16 protein-coding genes and 1 tRNA gene are annotated in these 16673 nt (G+C 24.2%); 5 read left to right on the top strand and 12 right to left on the bottom strand.

Features of this window, described 5'->3' with window-relative positions:
* Positions 1-3: 3 nt before the first annotated feature.
* The 5 genes from QW117_00245 to QW117_00225 all read right to left on the bottom strand — a co-directional run bounded on the left by QW117_00245 (position 4) and on the right by QW117_00225 (position 4309).
* Positions 4-609: a metallophosphoesterase gene (locus tag QW117_00245; GenBank protein ID MEM3405395.1), complete on the bottom strand. Its 606-nt coding sequence runs from the start codon at positions 607-609 to the stop codon at positions 4-6.
* Entirely contained in the window at positions 606-1031 is a 426-nt protein-coding gene (locus QW117_00240; protein MEM3405394.1) for an NUDIX domain-containing protein, read from the bottom strand. The genes QW117_00245 and QW117_00240 overlap by 4 nt, the downstream gene beginning before the upstream one ends.
* 247 nt (positions 1032-1278) lie before the next feature.
* Positions 1279-2568: a serine--tRNA ligase gene (serS, locus tag QW117_00235; GenBank protein ID MEM3405393.1), complete on the bottom strand. Its 1290-nt coding sequence runs from the start codon at positions 2566-2568 to the stop codon at positions 1279-1281.
* Between the two features lie 30 nt (positions 2569-2598).
* Positions 2599-2826, bottom strand: coding sequence for a hypothetical protein (locus tag QW117_00230; protein ID MEM3405392.1), 228 nt, complete (start codon positions 2824-2826; stop codon positions 2599-2601).
* A gap of 310 nt (positions 2827-3136) precedes the next feature.
* Positions 3137-4309, bottom strand: coding sequence for a methionine adenosyltransferase (locus QW117_00225; protein ID MEM3405391.1), 1173 nt, complete (start codon positions 4307-4309; stop codon positions 3137-3139).
* Between the two features lie 188 nt (positions 4310-4497).
* Between QW117_00225 and QW117_00220 the strand changes: the two genes are divergently transcribed.
* Together QW117_00220 and QW117_00215 are read left to right on the top strand one after the other, a co-directional pair.
* Complete coding sequence (locus tag QW117_00220; protein MEM3405390.1) at positions 4498-4764, top strand: winged helix DNA-binding protein; 267 nt, start codon at positions 4498-4500, stop codon at positions 4762-4764.
* Positions 4765-4917: 153 nt separating this feature from the next.
* A tRNA-Lys gene (locus tag QW117_00215) sits at positions 4918-4992 on the top strand.
* A 64-nt stretch (positions 4993-5056) separates the two neighbouring features.
* Here the strand turns inward: QW117_00215 and QW117_00210 are convergent.
* Entirely contained in the window at positions 5057-5365 is a 309-nt protein-coding gene (locus tag QW117_00210; protein ID MEM3405389.1) for a transcription factor S, read from the bottom strand.
* Between the two features lie 46 nt (positions 5366-5411).
* Positions 5412-6011: a signal peptidase I gene (locus tag QW117_00205; protein MEM3405388.1), complete on the bottom strand. Its 600-nt coding sequence runs from the start codon at positions 6009-6011 to the stop codon at positions 5412-5414.
* 111 nt (positions 6012-6122) lie between these two features.
* Here QW117_00205 and QW117_00200 point away from each other — a divergent pair, with 111 nt between their 5' ends.
* Both QW117_00200 and QW117_00195 read left to right on the top strand, forming a co-directional pair.
* The gene (locus QW117_00200; GenBank protein MEM3405387.1) at positions 6123-6599 is read left to right on the top strand and encodes a hypothetical protein; all 477 of its coding nucleotides are present in this window, start codon (positions 6123-6125) and stop codon (positions 6597-6599) included.
* Between the two features lie 2 nt (positions 6600-6601).
* Positions 6602-8899, top strand: coding sequence for a CDC48 family AAA ATPase (locus tag QW117_00195; GenBank protein ID MEM3405386.1), 2298 nt, complete (start codon positions 6602-6604; stop codon positions 8897-8899).
* Between the two features lie 24 nt (positions 8900-8923).
* Here the strand turns inward: QW117_00195 and map are convergent, their stop codons facing one another.
* From map to QW117_00180, 3 genes are read right to left on the bottom strand one after another with little or no spacing between them, the layout of a single operon-like run.
* A complete protein-coding gene (gene map / locus QW117_00190; protein MEM3405385.1) occupies positions 8924-9811 on the bottom strand; it encodes a type II methionyl aminopeptidase in 888 nt (295 codons plus the stop codon).
* Positions 9808-10023, bottom strand: a complete 216-nt coding sequence (locus QW117_00185; protein MEM3405384.1) for a hypothetical protein — start codon at positions 10021-10023, stop codon at positions 9808-9810. Before QW117_00185 ends, map begins: the two co-directional genes overlap by 4 nt.
* Positions 10020-10967 (bottom strand): RsmB/NOP family class I SAM-dependent RNA methyltransferase, encoded by a 948-nt coding sequence (locus tag QW117_00180; GenBank protein MEM3405383.1) that lies wholly within the window; start codon positions 10965-10967, stop codon positions 10020-10022. The genes QW117_00185 and QW117_00180 overlap by 4 nt, the downstream gene beginning before the upstream one ends.
* A 54-nt stretch (positions 10968-11021) precedes the next feature.
* Here QW117_00180 and QW117_00175 point away from each other — a divergent pair, with 54 nt between their 5' ends.
* A complete protein-coding gene (locus QW117_00175) occupies positions 11022-11600 on the top strand; it encodes a rubrerythrin family protein (protein MEM3405382.1) in 579 nt (192 codons plus the stop codon).
* Between the two features lie 16 nt (positions 11601-11616).
* Here the strand turns inward: QW117_00175 and QW117_00170 are convergent, their stop codons facing one another.
* Together QW117_00170 and QW117_00165 are read right to left on the bottom strand one after the other, a co-directional pair.
* Positions 11617-14094 carry a right-handed parallel beta-helix repeat-containing protein gene (locus QW117_00170; protein MEM3405381.1) on the bottom strand — a complete coding sequence of 826 codons (2478 nt, stop codon included), beginning with the start codon at positions 14092-14094 and terminating at the stop codon, positions 11617-11619.
* Positions 14095-14144: 50 nt separating this feature from the next.
* Positions 14145-16586, bottom strand: a complete 2442-nt coding sequence (locus QW117_00165; protein MEM3405380.1) for a DNA-directed DNA polymerase — start codon at positions 16584-16586, stop codon at positions 14145-14147.
* Positions 16587-16673: the final 87 nt, after the last annotated feature.

The raw sequence follows: 16673 nt of genomic DNA, 5'->3' as shown, positions 1-16673 counted from the left end.
TTTTTATATTTCTATAATTTTTCCTTTTCTTCCAACATTTATAATTTTAGTTTTTCCTATTTTTCCTTCTATTCCCTCAGCTTCATGAATATGGGAATGAATTAATATATCTGGTTGAAATTTTTCAATAGCTTTTCTTATTGCTTTACTGCCAGTGAATCCAGAAAATTCCGATTTACTTCCGGCAGGATGCATGTGGGTTACAATTATTTTTTTCTTTGAGTTTTGAATATACTTATTAGCTTTTTTTAAAGTCTCAAATAATTCTTTTTCGGTTGTATTGAAATTTACTGCACCACCAGCACCAATTATTCCAACATTTTTATATTTTAAAGCATAACCATGTAAGTTTTTTACATTATAAAAATTTGATAAAAAATCTATTGTTGCAATATCTTCATGATTTCCATGAATCAATAAAATTTTTTTATTAGTATCTTTTAAAGGTTTTATTATATTTTTTGTTTCTATAAAACCTAAAATATCACCAGTAAGTATAATTAAATCGACATCTTCTTTTTTTGCTTTTTCTGCCAGTTTTTTTACTAATTTAGAACCTCCATGAATATCACCCGCTGCTAAAATTTTTATTTTTTTTTCTTTTTTCATTTTAAAATTTTATTAGCTATTTTTAATATCTTTTTTGCATTATCATAACTTAAAATATTTTTTGCTTTAATATAAGGAAGCCATTTGTAAGAGGAATGTTCTTTACTTAATTTTATTTTTTTACTTCCTACCTCAACTAAATAACATCTTGCTATAAATCCATTTTTTTTAAATATTTTTTTATATTTATCTGGATAAATGAATTTATCAATTAGATTTAATTTTTTTATTTTTAAAGGTGTTAAATTTGTTTCTTCTTTTAGTTCTCTTTTTATCGCTTGTAAATCATTTTCTTTTTCTTTTTTTCCACCTTTAATTAATTCATAACCTTTCCATCTAAGTTTTCTTTTCAAAACTAAATAAAGAATTCTATTTTTTTCTTTTTTATAAACAACCAACCTAATTCCCTTTCTGTACTTCATCTTATCTTATTATTTTGATTCTTATTTTGATGAATATAAATCATCTAACCTTTTAAACATTATTAATATAAGATGTAAAAAATTAAAAAAAATTTTGTAATTGATTTTATTATTAATAAAAATAAATTTTAATTCTAATAAAATTATAAAAATAACAAATATAAAAGATATAATAATAAGGAAAAATTGATTGATATATATTTATATTGCTTTATGATTATTTCTACAATAAGAAGGAAAATTTATTTTATAATTTTTTTCTTTTTATTTCTTTAAATCCTGTATAAGGCCATAAAACTTTAGGAATTTTAACAGAACCGTCTTTTTGTTGAAAATTTTCAAGAATCGCTACCATTATTCTTGATGTAGCTAAAGCCGTGTCATTTAATGTATGTAAAACTCTTCTTTCTCCCTTTCTATTAACGCATTTTATATTAAGTTTTCTTGCTTGATAATCTGTACAATTACTTAAAGACATGACTTCTCCATAATCTTTTGTTGTTGGTCTGTAAACTTCTAAATCTGCGCTTCTATATTTCCAATCTGATAAGTCACCAGAACATATTTCTACTACTCTATAAGGCAATTCTAATAATTGCAAAATTTCTTCTGAATTTTCTAGTAATTCTTGGTACATTTTTTCTGAATCTTCTGGCTTACAAAAAATAAATTGTTCAACTTTATTAAACTGATGAGTTCTCCATAAACCTTTTTCGTTTATTCCATGACTTCCTACTTCCTTTCTGAAACACATAGAGTAAGAAAAATATTTTTTTGGCAATTCTTCTTCTGGAATTGTTTGGTTTGCATGCATTGCTAATAAAGATTGTTCTGCTGTTCCTATCAAATGTAAATCTTCTCCTACAATAGAATAAACAGATTGTTCTATTGCCTCTTTATTCATAGAAGCAAAAATTGCCCCTTCTTTTAACATTAAAGGAGTTTCTATATATTGATATCCTTTTTTTCTCATAAAATCTATAGCAAATCTTATTAAAGCTTGATTCAACAAAGCAAGTTCTCCTTTAAGATAATAAAATCCATTTCCAGAAACTTTAGCAGAAGCTTCAAAATCTACTATATCTAGATTTTCGGCTATTTCAACATGATTTTTAACTGGAAAGTCAAATTTAGGTATTTTTCCAACTTTTTTTATTTCTTTATTTTCAGAAGCATCTTTTCCTAAAGGGGTTTCTTTTGAAATTATATTAGGAATAACTAATAGAATTTTTTTTATTTCTTCTTCAAATAATTTTTCTTTTTCTTCTAAAATTTTTATTTTTTCAGGTAATTCTTTTGCTATCTTTAAAAGCTGTTCTACCTTTTTTTTATTATTGCTTTTTTTTGCTTCATTTATTTCTTTACTTATCTTATTTCTTTGTGCTCTTAAAGAGTCCGCATCCAATTTTATCTTACGCCATTCTTTATCCAATTTTAATAACTTATCAACTAGAGGAATTTTATTCTCTTGAAATTTTTTTCTTATATTATCTTTCACCAATTCAGGATTTTCTCTTATAAATTTTATGTCTAACATATTTTTTCATTATTTTTTCATTATTTAAATTTATCTTATTTTACTTTCTATATAACTTAAAATTTCTTCTAATTTTCCATTACCAATATTTTCTTCAATTCTTATTTCTGTTATAGCAGAAAAGGGTTGTATATATTTATTTAATGGTTTAAATTGTTTTATTTTTAAAGAAATATTATATTTTTCTTTTATAAATTTTGAAATTTCTTCTATATCAATTATATCTTCTTCATAGTTATGATATAATGTTAATATCATTTTATATTTTATTTAAATTTATATCTAAGAAATGTAACAAATCTTTAACAAATACTACACGAATATGAAATTAAAGAAAACTTTTTATTGAAAGAAAAACTTTTATCATATAAAATTATTAAATTTTTTGAATGATAATTTTTCATAATAAAAAAAATAAAATTATAATATTTAAATTTTTCTATAAAAGATTTTATTAAATTGAAAGATAATAAAGAACTTATCGAATAAACTTTATTAGCTTTGAAAAGTTCGCTAAATCCCTCTTAATGATATTTTTTTATTCTCTTTAATTAAAAATCTTATAAAATCAGCATATCTTAAATTTTCCATTAATGATTCCGTTAATTACACTTTGTATATTATCTAGCCAATAATTAGCTATATTTTTTATTCTTCTAGAATTAACAAATCTTTCTTTAACTTGTATTACTAATATCTGTGGCTCATCTATTGGTGAGCCTATTCTACTTAGAATTTTAACATAACACTCTTTAACTAATTTTTTTGATACTAAATCAGAAGCTATTATATTAGCAAGAACATTATATATTTTTCCTACATGATTTGTAGGATTTTTTCCAGCAGCAGCTTCCATAGACATGTATCTATCTGCTGTTATTAATCCATTAACTCTGTTTCCTCTTCCTACTTGACCATCATCGCCCATCTCTGCTGATAATCCAGTTGTTGTTAAATAAATATCACTTTCACATTTTGCTTTTTCTACTGATTTATCTAAAGCATTTATTATTATCTCATCACATTTAAACAATTTTAATAACTCTTTTCCTAAGAATTCTTTTTTATTAAAATAATCTTCTATGTTATTAATATATTTGTCTATAAATGCTATACTACATGTTATAATTAATTTTCCATCTTTTTTTAAACCCATAACTTTAATGTCTTCTCCAATCCAAGGATATTTTTTAATAGTGTTTTTAGAATTAAGAAAATTTGCTATTTTTAAAACAATAGATTCTAGTTTTGAGTAAGGAGCATATCCAATTCCAAAGCTTGTATCATTTGCTTTCAATTTTTCTGAAGAAAAAACTTCTTTTAAATTATCAGAGCCTTCTTCTATTGCACATTCTATTTTATAATCTTTTTCTTTTAAAGCATGAAAATTTTTTAAATAATTTTTTGCTTCTTCTTTTACAATATTCTTAATATTAATTTTAGTTTTTCCTACTCTGGTTGTAGCTCTTCCACATATTATTATTCTTATTTTTTTTATAATCTTGCCGCCTTTAAATTTAGGAATACTTTTTCCTGCAACTAATAAAGCTTTATCAATATTATGATGTAAAATTTTCCCAAATTTTTTTATATACTCCTTACACAATCTTCTAGAAACTCTCTCACATATCTCATCACATATAGTATCAGGATGCCCAATACCTTTTCTTTCTACTATCTCTATAGGTTTTTTTTCTGTTAGAGGTTCTTTTATTCTTTCTATGAATATATTTCTTTTCATACAATTTAGAAAATTTATTTAGAATATATAAATATTTTTATTTTTTAAGATTTCTTTAAAATAAGAAAATATTTAAAAATTGTTGTAACTATAAAATTACTAAAAAATCTAAAAATAGAAAGATTTATATACTAGTCTAATATATAGATTATAGTAATATATAAAATTAATTTAAAAAATAAATAAAAATGAAAAATAATTTTGATGTTTTTTTCAGATCTAAGCCAGCAATGATGTTAATAAATTTGAAGAAAGGAAATAGAGCAAAATATGGATCTATTTTAAGTAAAGAAGTAGATTGTACTTATAGCCATGCTGTAAAAATTTTGCAGCTATTGGAAAAAATGGGGCTTGTTATCTTTGAGAAAAAAGGAAGAATAAAAATTATTAAATTAACAAAAAAAGGAGAAGAAGTTGCAAATAATATAGAAAATATAAAAAGATTAATAGAATAATCTTAAGATATTTACTTACTATCTAATAAACTTTTAAATAATGATTGATAATTGAAGATTCGTTCTTTATTCTTTTATAGAAATTTATAAAATATCTTAAAAATTATTAATAAACAAAAAAAATTTAAAATTATCTTTTTTTATATAAAATAAGGTTCCGTAGCTCAGTCTGGTTAGAGCACCGCACTCTTAATGCGGGTGTCAGGGGTTCGAATCCCCTCGGAACCATTTTTATAATTTTCTTAAAAATAAAATATTTTTAATATAATAAATATCATTGTAAGTTATTAATTTAAGTGTATTCCCTCCAAGTATAATTACATTTTTTGCATTTGAAAAATCTTGTTTCTGCTTCATCACTTGCGCGAGTTTGAGCTGTCCAGAAGTAAGCTTCTTTATTTCCGCATTTACTGCAGACTGCAGAAACAGTAGGAAAAACATCAGTATCTTTTTCTTTTATTATGCCTATCTTTTTAGCTCCTTCAATTTTTTCTGATACTTCTATTTTAATTTTTTCTTTTACTTTCTTACCACATCTAGCACATTTATAACCCGAATCTGTCTTTAATAAAACAGACCCACATTTTTTACAAAATTCCATTTTTCTTTTATAGTTATTGTATATTTAAATTTTACTATTTTTTTATTTATTCTCCTATTATTTTTGCCGCGAAGACACGAGGATAACCTATTAAAGGGATTTTAATTATGGCTTTTCCTACTATTTGTTCTTCTTCTATTTTTTCTTCAAAAGGTAATTGAGAAGGATTAGCGTCACCCTTTGTAGAATAAATTATTTTTCCATTTTCTTCTTTTATGGAGATTACTCTATGAATTATAGGTCTTTTTTGATTTGCTTCAAAAACAATTACATCTCCTACTTTTATTTTCCCTCTTTTTGTTAAAACTATTATATCTCCTATTTCCATTCCAGTTCTAAAAGGAAATTCTTTAAATTTTTCTTTAGTTATATTGTTTTGTAAGTACCAATTTTTTGCTTTTTCCCAATAATTGTCAAATGCATATTGCATATAAAATAAATTTCCTATTAAATTATCATGATGCATACTTCCGCTTTCTATTACTACTAAAGTTTTATCACATCCGGAAATTAGATTTATAAGAGGAAAAAATATAAATTTTATAAATAAAAAAGTTAAAGGAAGAATTATAAAAAGAAAAATTAACCAAGATTTTAAAGAATCGTCGTTCCAAAATTCTATAATTTTTATTTTTATATTTTTCATTTTCATTTTTATTTAGCTTTATATATAAATCTTATTATTTTTTTAAAACCGAAAAATTTATAAAGTATGTATATACATATAAGTATATATTAAATAAATATACAAAATAAAATGGCAGATATATTTGATAATATTGTTTTGTGTAAACAATGTAATAAAAAAATGAAAAAGATGGTAATGGAAAAAGAAGGGTTTCCTTTAAGGATTTTATATTGTGAAAAATGTAAGGAAAAAATAATACATCCTTCTGATTTAGAAGAATATAAAAAATTTTCTCAATTAAAAAGTAAGCAATTTGATGTAAAATTAAGAATGGTTGGAAATAGTTATGCAATAAGTATACCTAAAGAGATTGTTGAATTTATAAAAGAACAAGAAAAAATTATAAATAATGTTGTAAGGTTATCTTTTGAAAATACAAAAAGATTAAGTTTATTTTTTGGTAATATTCCTAAAGAAAATAAAAGAATAATTAAATCAAGAGAAATAAAAATAGAGAAGAATGGAAAAATTTTTCATGCTAAACAATTTTATGATTCTGCACATCCTGAAAAAAATAAAATAAAAATAATTGAATCTAAAGAATAAAAATGGCAAAAGAAGAAGTAAAACTTAAAGTTGTAGAAGCATTACAAGATGACGCATATAAAGGAATCGCTAGAATTGACTCTAGTATTATGAAAAAATTAGGAGTAAATAGAGGAGATGTTATTTCTATAAAAGGAGGAAGAGAAACTTTTGCTATTGTTGATAGAGCTTATCCTGCAGATATAGGAGAAAATATAATAAGGATAGATGGAATAATAAGAAAAAATGCTAAAACAGGGATAGGAGAATTAGTTAGTGTTTCAAAAGCAGATATAAAAGAAGCTAAAAAAGTTGTTATTGCTCCTGCTCAAAAAGGAATCATGGTACAAGCAGATCCAGATTTATTAAAAAAAGGATTATTAGGAAGAATTGTTACAAAAGGAGATCTTGTTGTTTTGGGTGGAGTTCAAAGAAGAAGAGATATAATAAGCGAGGAATTTGGAAATTTAGACGAGATTTTTGGAAATTTAGACGAGATTTTTGGGAATATGGGATTTAGAAGTTTTAGTGGAGGTATTTCTCAAATTAAATTTGTTGTTATAAGTACAAATCCTTCTGTTCCAGTAATAATAACAGAGAATACAGAAGTTGTATTAAATCCAAAAGCAGTAGAAGTTAGTGAAGAAAAAGTTCCAGATGTTACTTACGAAGATATAGGAGGATTAACAGAAGAAATAAAAAAAATAAGAGAGATGGTAGAATTGCCATTAAAACATCCAGAAATATTTGAAAAATTAGGGATAGAACCACCAAAAGGAGTATTACTTTATGGACCTCCAGGAACAGGTAAAACATTATTAGCAAAAGCAGTTGCAAATGAATCAGAAGCTAATTTTATTTTAATAAATGGACCAGAACTTATGAGTAAATTTTATGGAGAAAGTGAAAAAAATTTAAGAGATAAATTTGAAGAAGCAGAAAAATCTGCTCCAAGTATTATATTTATAGATGAAATAGATGCAATTGCTCCTAAAAGAGAAGAGACTGTAGGAGAAGTAGAAAGAAGAGTTGTTTCTCAATTATTAACTTTAATGGACGGATTAAAAAGTAGAGGTAAAGTTATAGTTATCGGAGCAACAAACAGACCAAATGCTATAGATCCTGCTTTAAGAAGACCAGGAAGATTTGATAGAGAAATTGCAATTAATGTTCCGGATAAAAAAGGTAGATTACAAATTCTTAAAATACATACAAGAGGAATGCCTCTTGCTAAAGATGTAAATTTAGAAGAAATAGCAGAAAAAACTCACGGTTTTGTTGGAGCTGATTTAGCAAGTCTGGCAAAAGAAGCAGCAATGGCTGTTCTTAGAAGAACTTTACCAAAAATAAAGATGGAGGAAGAAAAAATTCCTAAAGAAATTTTAGAAAGTATGGAAGTAACAAAAAAAGATTTTCAAGAAGCATTAAAAAATGTAAGACCGAGTGCAATGAGAGAAGTTTTGGTAGAAACTCCTAATGTTAAATGGAATGATATTGGAGGATTAGATAATATAAAACAAGAATTAAAAGAAGCTATAGAGTGGCCTATTAAACATCCAGAAATATTTGATAGAATGGGGATAGAACCACCAAAAGGAGTATTACTTTATGGACCTCCAGGAACGGGTAAAACATTATTAGCAAAAGCAGTTGCAAATGAATCAGAAGCTAATTTTATTTTAGTTAAAGGTCCTGAATTATTAAGTATGTGGGTTGGAAAAAGTGAGGAAGGTGTAAGAAAAATTTTTGAAAGAGCAAGACAAGTTGCTCCTTGTGTTATATTTTTTGATGAAATAGATTCTCTAGCTGCGAGAAGAGGATTAGACATTGGAAGTAGAGTTCATGATCAAGTATTAAATCAATTACTTGCAGAAATGGATGGTTTAGAAGAATTAAGAGGAGTTGTTGTAATTGGTGCTACAAACAGACCAGATATATTAGATCCTGCTTTGTTGAGGCCAGGAAGATTTGATAGATTGTTATTAGTAACTCCACCTTTAAAAGAAGGTAGATTACAAATTCTTAAAATACATACAAGAGGAATGCCTCTTGCTAAAGATGTAAATTTAGAAGAAATAGCAGAAAAAACAGAAGGATATGTTGGAGCTGATTTAGAAGCCGTATGTAGAGAAGCTGCTTTATTAGCCTTAAGAGATGATATAAATATAAAAGAAGTTAAGAAAAAATATTTTGAAAAAGCTTTAGCGAAAATAAAACCATCTTTAACAAAAGAATCAATGGAAAAATATAGAAAAATAGAAGAGAATTATTTAAAATCTGCAAGAGCAGCTTTAGAAAGCCCAACTCAGTATTTAGGATAAATGTTAATTAAATTAATGAATTAATTAAGTTAGTATTTCTACTTTTTCTCCGTCAAAATATATTGTATTTTCAGCTTGTGAAACTATGTTATGGGATTTTTCTATTAATATAGGATATTCTTTTATTATTCCTTGAGATTCTAAAAATTTCAAAATAACTAAAGATTTATTTCCAAATTTTTTTACTATCCATCTTGAAGAAAATGGAAGAGTTTTATACTCTTTTTCTATATAAGATAAAATTTCTTTTTCTTCTTTACTCCTTACAGATTTTAAATTAATTAAACTGTAAATACCACTTCCTTTACTTTCATAAATCCTACCTTCTCCGGTAGTAGAAAAAGGTTCTATTGCATATATGCCTTCTTTTAATTTATTCTTGTTATTATTATCATAATTTGGTATAGTAATTCCTGCATGAATTAAATAATGTTTTATTTCATGTCCAGCTAAATTAATAATAGGAGAAAATCCAAATTCTTTTATTTTTTCTGAAATTATTTTTCCAATTTCTCTAATCTCTATATCTTTTTTTATTACTTTTATTGCTTCATTTAAAGCAATTTCTGAAGATTTTATTAATTTTTTATTAATTTCGTTGTTTTCTAAATCTAATGCTATTGCAGTATCAACTATATAGCCATTAATACTAATCCCTATGTCTATTTTTAATAAACCTTTAGCAATTTCTTTTTCATTTGGTAAGGGAGAGTAATGAGCAGCAATTTCATTTATGCTTAAATCTACTGGAAAAGCAGGTTTTGCACCTAATTCTATAATTTTATTTTCAATTTTTTCTGCTATATCTATAAGAAGCATATCTTTTCTAATTATGTCTTTACAATATTCTTTTATTTTCTTTGCTATTTGACCAGCTTTTCTGTAATGTTCTAATTCTTCTTTTTTTATCATTTTATTTCAAATAAAAAAATCCCTATCGATTCTATTCTTGCTATTTTTGATAATTCTAAAATTTGATTAGTATTTAAATTTCCTGTATAAATATATATTTTTTTATTAATTTTAATAAATCTAGAATTTTCAAAATTTTGAAAATTTTCTATGAAAATATTTCTTAAAATCTCTTTTTTTTGTTTTTTGTTAAGGAAACTTATTTTTGTCATTTTTTCTTCAGTTTGGCAATAAAAAATCCTTCTGTATTATTGTCATGAGGATATATTCTATTACATAATTTAACTCTTTTATCATATTTTTTTGTATACCATTCTGTAATTCCTTCTCTAGTTTTTATTGGCAAATCTATTCTTATCAAATCAACATCAAAATTTTTTAAAGCAAAATCTATAACTTCTTCGTTTTCTTCTGGAGCATGAGTGCATGTAGAATAAATCAATTCGCAATTCGATTTTAATAATGATAAAGCGGAAGCTATCATTTTTTTTTGTAAAGAAGAAAATTTTTTTATCATTTTTATATTCCATAATAAAAATGTTTTGTTATCTGTTCTTAAAGTTCCCTCTCCGGAACAAGGAGCATCCAAAAGAATCTTATTTATTTCTATGTTTTTATTTTTTAATTTATTACATAATTGAATAGCATCATTTCTTGTTACAATAACATTTGTACAAAAACACCTTTGTAAATTTTCTTTTAATATAATTATTCTTTTTTTATCATTATCATTTGCTATTATAGTTCCTTTATTATTCATTATCATACTTAAATGAGTTGTTTTGCTTCCAGGAGCAGAACATAAATCTAAAACAATATCATTTTCTTTTGGAGATAAAGCAATAGAAGCCATCATGCTGCTTAGTTCTTGAATATAATATAAGCCATCTAAATGTTCTTCACTTTTACCCAATTCTCCAGGTTTTAATTTATTTTCAATAATCATAATATAAGGATATTTCTTATAAGGTTGAATTACAATCCATCCTTTTTTTTCTAATTTATTTTTTAATTCTTCTGGAGATATTCTTATTGTATTACATCTTATTATATTTTTTGGTGGAGATTTTAGTATAGAAAAATAGTTTTTATAATCTTCTTCATTGTATAATAATTTTTTCATTCTTTCTTTAAACAGAGGTTTTGGAAAATACATAAAGAAGATATAGAAGAATATATTTATAAATTCGTCTCTTCTAATATAAGAAGAATGAAATTAAAAGGAAGCGAAACAGAAAAAAATCTTTTGAAGGCATTTGCTGGAGAAAGTCAGGCAAGAAATAGATATACTTATTTTGCTTCTGTTGCAAAAAAAGAAGGTTATGAACAAATTTCAGCAATTTTCTTAGAAACAGCAGATAATGAAAAAGAGCATGCAAAAGTTTTCTTTAAATATTTAAATGAAATAAATAATAAAGTTGAAATTACGGCAAGTTACCCTGCTGGAAAAATAGGAACAACAGAAGAAAATTTATTTGCTGCAGCAGAAGGAGAAAAAGAAGAATATTTTGATTTATATCCTAAATTTGAAAAAACAGCAAGAAAAGAAGGATTCAAAGAAATAGCAAATTCTTTTAGAGAAATAGCAGAAGTAGAAAAACAACATGAAAAAAGATATAGAAAATTATTAGAAAATGTAAAGAAAAAAGAAGTTTTCAAAAAAGAAAAAATTATGAAATGGAAATGTAGAAATTGTGGCTATATTTATGAAGGAAAAGAAGCTCCTAAAGAATGTCCAGCTTGTAAACATCCTCAATCTTATTATGAATTATTTTGTGAAAATTATTAAAAGAATATTAAAATAATTATTTTAATGGAAGTTTATCTCCGAAAGAGTATCCCCCATAAGTCCATAAATTAAATTCGCTATCACAGATTCCATCCCTATTATTATCAGGACATTTTTGGCTGAATCCAGTTCCATCTGGTTTTGCCCAGTAATTTCCTCCAAGATAATTTCCTCCTCTTATATTTTTTCCAGAAATTTTGTTTATATTTAGAAGAGTATAGCAAACTTCTAAATTTTTCCCATCTCCAGTAATCATACCATAGCTAGTCCCACTTCCATCTTTAACTTTAATTGATTCATTACAATTGAATAAATTATTATAAACCAACATATTATGACTTTTAGAAGAACACCAAAATCTCCAAGGTAAATTTATACAAGAAGATACATTACTATAAACTTTATTTGAAGAAATTTCTTTAATCCCAGCAGTCCATACATTTATCAATCCAAGAGCAGAATTTTTAATATTACTATGAATTGTATTGTTTTTTATTATATTCCCTCCTTTAGTAGAAAAAATATCTGTATTAAAATCTATTCCATTATAAATAAATCCATATATCTCATTTCCTTCTATTAAATTATTCCCTAAATCTAAAATAAAATATATTCCTTTTTCTGAGACAAAATCTTTAAAGTAAGTAGAATAAATAGAAGACGGATATCCTTTATAATATCCCTTTATTTTGTTATTTTTTATTATACTCTCTTCACTAGCATGAAGAAAAATTGAACCGTAAATAAAGCTTTTTTCTATAGTATTATTTTTAGAATAATACTGAATATTTACAGCGGTAGGTGTTCCAGAATAAATTTCTTCTATTTGTGGAGGATAGTAATATTTTGAACTTCTATTTGTAATATCTGACCTATTCTCTATTATTATTATAATATTTTTGAATCTGTTAATATTCATATCGCTAAAAATATTATCTTTTGAATAAAAAATCGTTAAATCCTTTGAATTAATTTTTTTAAAATCTGAATTTTTAGTTGCAGTTACTACTAAACTTCTAGATATGTTTATATTCTCAAAAGAAGATTCCTTTGCGCCACATATAATAAGATCGCTAAATGATTTATTTTGAAATTTACCTCTATAGTTATTATATAAAAAAGAAGGTTCGTTTTTGTCTCCAAAAACGTTTTTTAAATAACTATTCTTACATTCCAGCTCATTTTGATTCATTATAATAATATTACTTATATAATTATTTTTTATTATAGAGTTTTCTATTCCTAAATTCTTAGTTAATTGAGAAAAAACACCATTAAAATTATCAATTAATCTAGAATTATTCAAAGTTATATTTTCTCCTTGATAAGTTCTTATTGCATTTTTGCTTTTTTTAATATCTATATTATCTAATTTTAGATTATAAGTATTTTGTGTATAAATAGATATGGCATCTAAATTATTTATTAATTTTGTATTTTCTATTACAATATCTTTTGAATCTTTAATTTTCAACCCTATATTATTCCAACCAGAAATAATACAATTCTTTACCTTTACATTCCTTGAATTTTCAATAAAAAGTCCGACTTTATACATTTCATCAGTGGGAGAGTATTCTCCTTCAATCATATAATTATCACAATCTAAAATTATATTTTGTCCATTAATATATATACACCCAGAAGTAATCCCTCTAGTATAATTACCACGAGAATTAAAATATCCTGTAGCATTAATTATATCTTTTCTTAGATAATAAACCCCGGGACTATTTATGTAAGAACAGTCCTCTATTCTTTTTGCTCCAGAAGGTATTGATTCAATAATGTTTAAAGTTGTATTATCTTCGCATTTTTCTTTTTTTATAACTTTGTCCCTCTCAGCTCCACCATGTACCTTATCTAAAAAAGTTATATTACATCTTGGTCTTTCTGAGCATTCTGATTTATACTCGATTTTGTATCCTTCATATTCTTTTTCACATCTTAAAGAATATATATTAGTCATATTCTTTGGGAGGCATTTATTATTATTACATTCGTAATCTGATTGGCAACTTCCACAGTTTATAGTCCCTCCACATCCATCATCTAAATACCCGCAAACATTAATTCCTTCTTCTAAGCATAACTTAGGAGAACAATAATCTTCATCCCTCTCAATTAAGAACATAATCTCATTATATTCGTTCCATCTTTTAAATAATATTTTAGAAATATTTATATTATTACTATCGTTAAAACCAATTAATCTAGTATATTCTATAATTCCTTCTCTATTTTCAATTTTCTCTTTAGATTCATTTAATCTATCAAATTTCTCTTGAGACTTATTTATTGTATAACTTTTATTATAATCAATTAAAGAATTATTTTTTGAAGATTCTTTTATTCTTTTTATTAGATCTTTACTAAAAATTGCTTTTCCTGTTTGATAACCTTCTTTCTGACCATTCTTTAAAAATAGTATAAAACTAAGAGAAATTATTAAAGCTAATAAAAAAAATATCCTAAATATAACCTTTTTTTTCATTTTTTGTTATTTATTATAAGATTATTATCTTTATAAATTTTTTTATAATTTTAATAATCTAATAATTTTTTTTGTTTTTTTCCATCTAGAATTTCTTTGAATATTTCTTTTACATTTATATTAAAAATTTCAAATATATTCTCTACTGCTGGAATAATTTGATGATTAACATAATAATTTATATCATAATTATAATCTTCTTGCGGTAATTTTGCCCTTTCTCTTATTAGTACTTTTTTTTCATTTTTGATGGTTTCTCCTATATAGTACATTATTAACATTCCAACATTTACAGGAATTCCTAATTTTTCCATTTTTTTTGCTATTGTGACATGAGGAGATTCTGATTTATATTCTGATAATGGTTTTTTTAATTGTGTTTTTATTAAAAGTTTATTTTTTTCTACTTCTCTTCTTTTCAGTTTTTTTATTATTTCTTGAACATATTTTAATGCATTTTTTTCATTTCCTTCTAGTAAAATCATTCTTAACACATTATTTTGAACCTCTCTTGCTAATTCACACCAATCTCTTCTAACTGTTTCAAAGCCGCGGATTTTTAATTTTCCTTCATAATTTATTAAAGCATATTTTTTCTTTGCTCCAAAATCATGTGTTCTTTTTGTTACCCATATTCCTCGTTTATAAAAATCTTCTAATTCTAATTCCATAATTCCAGGTAAGTCTTTGTTAAGTTTTTCTAAAAAAATGAGAGTTTCTTTTTTATTTTTGTTATTTAATGAAAAAGCAAATCCGTCGGTATCTGCATATATTATAGAATATCCTTCTTTATTAGTTTTTTCTATAACCTCTTTTATTAATTTTCTTGCTATAGCAGCAGCTGCTGCTGCAGCTTCTACACAATAGTATCTAGCACCAAAAAAACCATTATAACCATAAAAAGCATTTGCTAGTAATTTGAATGCATTACTTCTTGCTTTTAATATCGGATCTGGATTATTTTTTAATTCTTCTTTATACTTTTTTCTTAATATTATTATATCTTCTAAAAGTTTTGGCATAAATCCTTTCTTTTTTGAAAAATAAACTTTTTTATTTTCTAAATCTATTTCATAAGAATCTTTTTCTTTTTTTTCTAGAAAAGTAGAGAGAGATAAATTAAAAGAGACTATAATAGAAGGATACATGCTTGTAAAATCAAAAAAAGCTATATTTTCATATAATCCTGGTTTTGGTTGTAAAACAAAAGCTCCCTCATATTTTTCTCTTTTAATCCTTTTTTCTATTTCTTCATTAATTGGTTTTCTTTCTGCTATTTCATTAAATTTGTAAAGATGATGAATAATATAATTTTCTACCGCTTGAGATATTCCAAATCTACTAATATTGTATAAAGGTTCATGAATTATTCTTGTGAATTCTAGCATATCTGGCCATAATTTTTGGAATAATTTGTAAGTAAGTAAAGAATCCTGCAAGCAATAATCAAAATAATCTTCCCAATCTTCTTTTTTTAATTTTTTTTCATTTATATTATTTTTTTTATCAAAATTTAATTTTTTCTCTCCTAAAAGTTCAGAAGAAACTTCATTCAAAGACAAAGTTTCTGATTGCAAATATTGAGAATAATAAGTTTCTATAAACTTTAAAAGATCTACATGAATTCTTCCTTTTATTTTTGAGTGCTTTTCTGTTCTGCCGGAAAATAAAACTTTCGAATTATCTCTAGATAATATAAAATTAATTTTTAATTTTTCAGCTCTTGTTCTTAAGTAAGGGAAGTCAAAACCATCTGAAAAATATCCGGTTATTATATCAGGATCTATTTTTTTTACATAATCTTGAAATTTTTCTATAACTTCTTTTTCATTACGACAATATTCAACAAAATCTTTTTTGCTTTCATGTTTCCATGTCAGAACTTTTTTTATATTATCAGAAACAAAAGATATCATTAATATTTCCCCCTTTCCAATTTCAAAATTATCCGTCTCTATATCAAAAGATAAAACTTTAGGAAAAAATTTTTTTATATTTTCTTTTTCTTTATTATATATTTTTTTTATTTTAAAAACAAAATTTACATTAAGAGAATTTAAAATTCCAAATAAATCTTTTTCTGTAATAAATTCTACTTCTATATCATACCAAAAAAGAGGTTTTAATTTTTTTTCAATTATATATTTAGTTATAATATTAATATCTCTTTCTTTTGTTTCAATATTTTTATCAAATTTTTTTATTTTTTCTTTTATATTTTCTATTTCTCTGAGATTACAATATACTTTTATTGCTTCAACTTCCCTCCCCAGAAAATTTTTTTTGATTATTTCTGCTTTTTTTATTTCTTTTATGCTTTTTATTTTTTTTAATAAATCTTCAGGTTTTTTACATAAAACATAAAAGAAATTCTCATATTCGTCAATTAAACAACAATTTTTTCCTTCATCATTTTTTCCAAAAATTTTTAAATAAATTCTATTTTCAAATTCAAAATAATCATAATCTAAAGGTATAAATGAAATTTTCATATCAGATTAAAAAAGAAATATATTTTATTAATGTTGCTTATTTTTTGTTATTTCTTATTAGTAATAACAAAAACGAAAGATTTATAA

Source organism: Candidatus Pacearchaeota archaeon (assembly GCA_038874355.1).
In the GTDB taxonomy this organism is placed as follows: domain Archaea; phylum Nanobdellota; class Nanobdellia; order Pacearchaeales; family GW2011-AR1; genus JAVZCO01.
The sequence above is the reverse complement of the archived record's forward strand: the minus strand, read 5'-3'. Positions and strand labels throughout refer to the sequence as shown.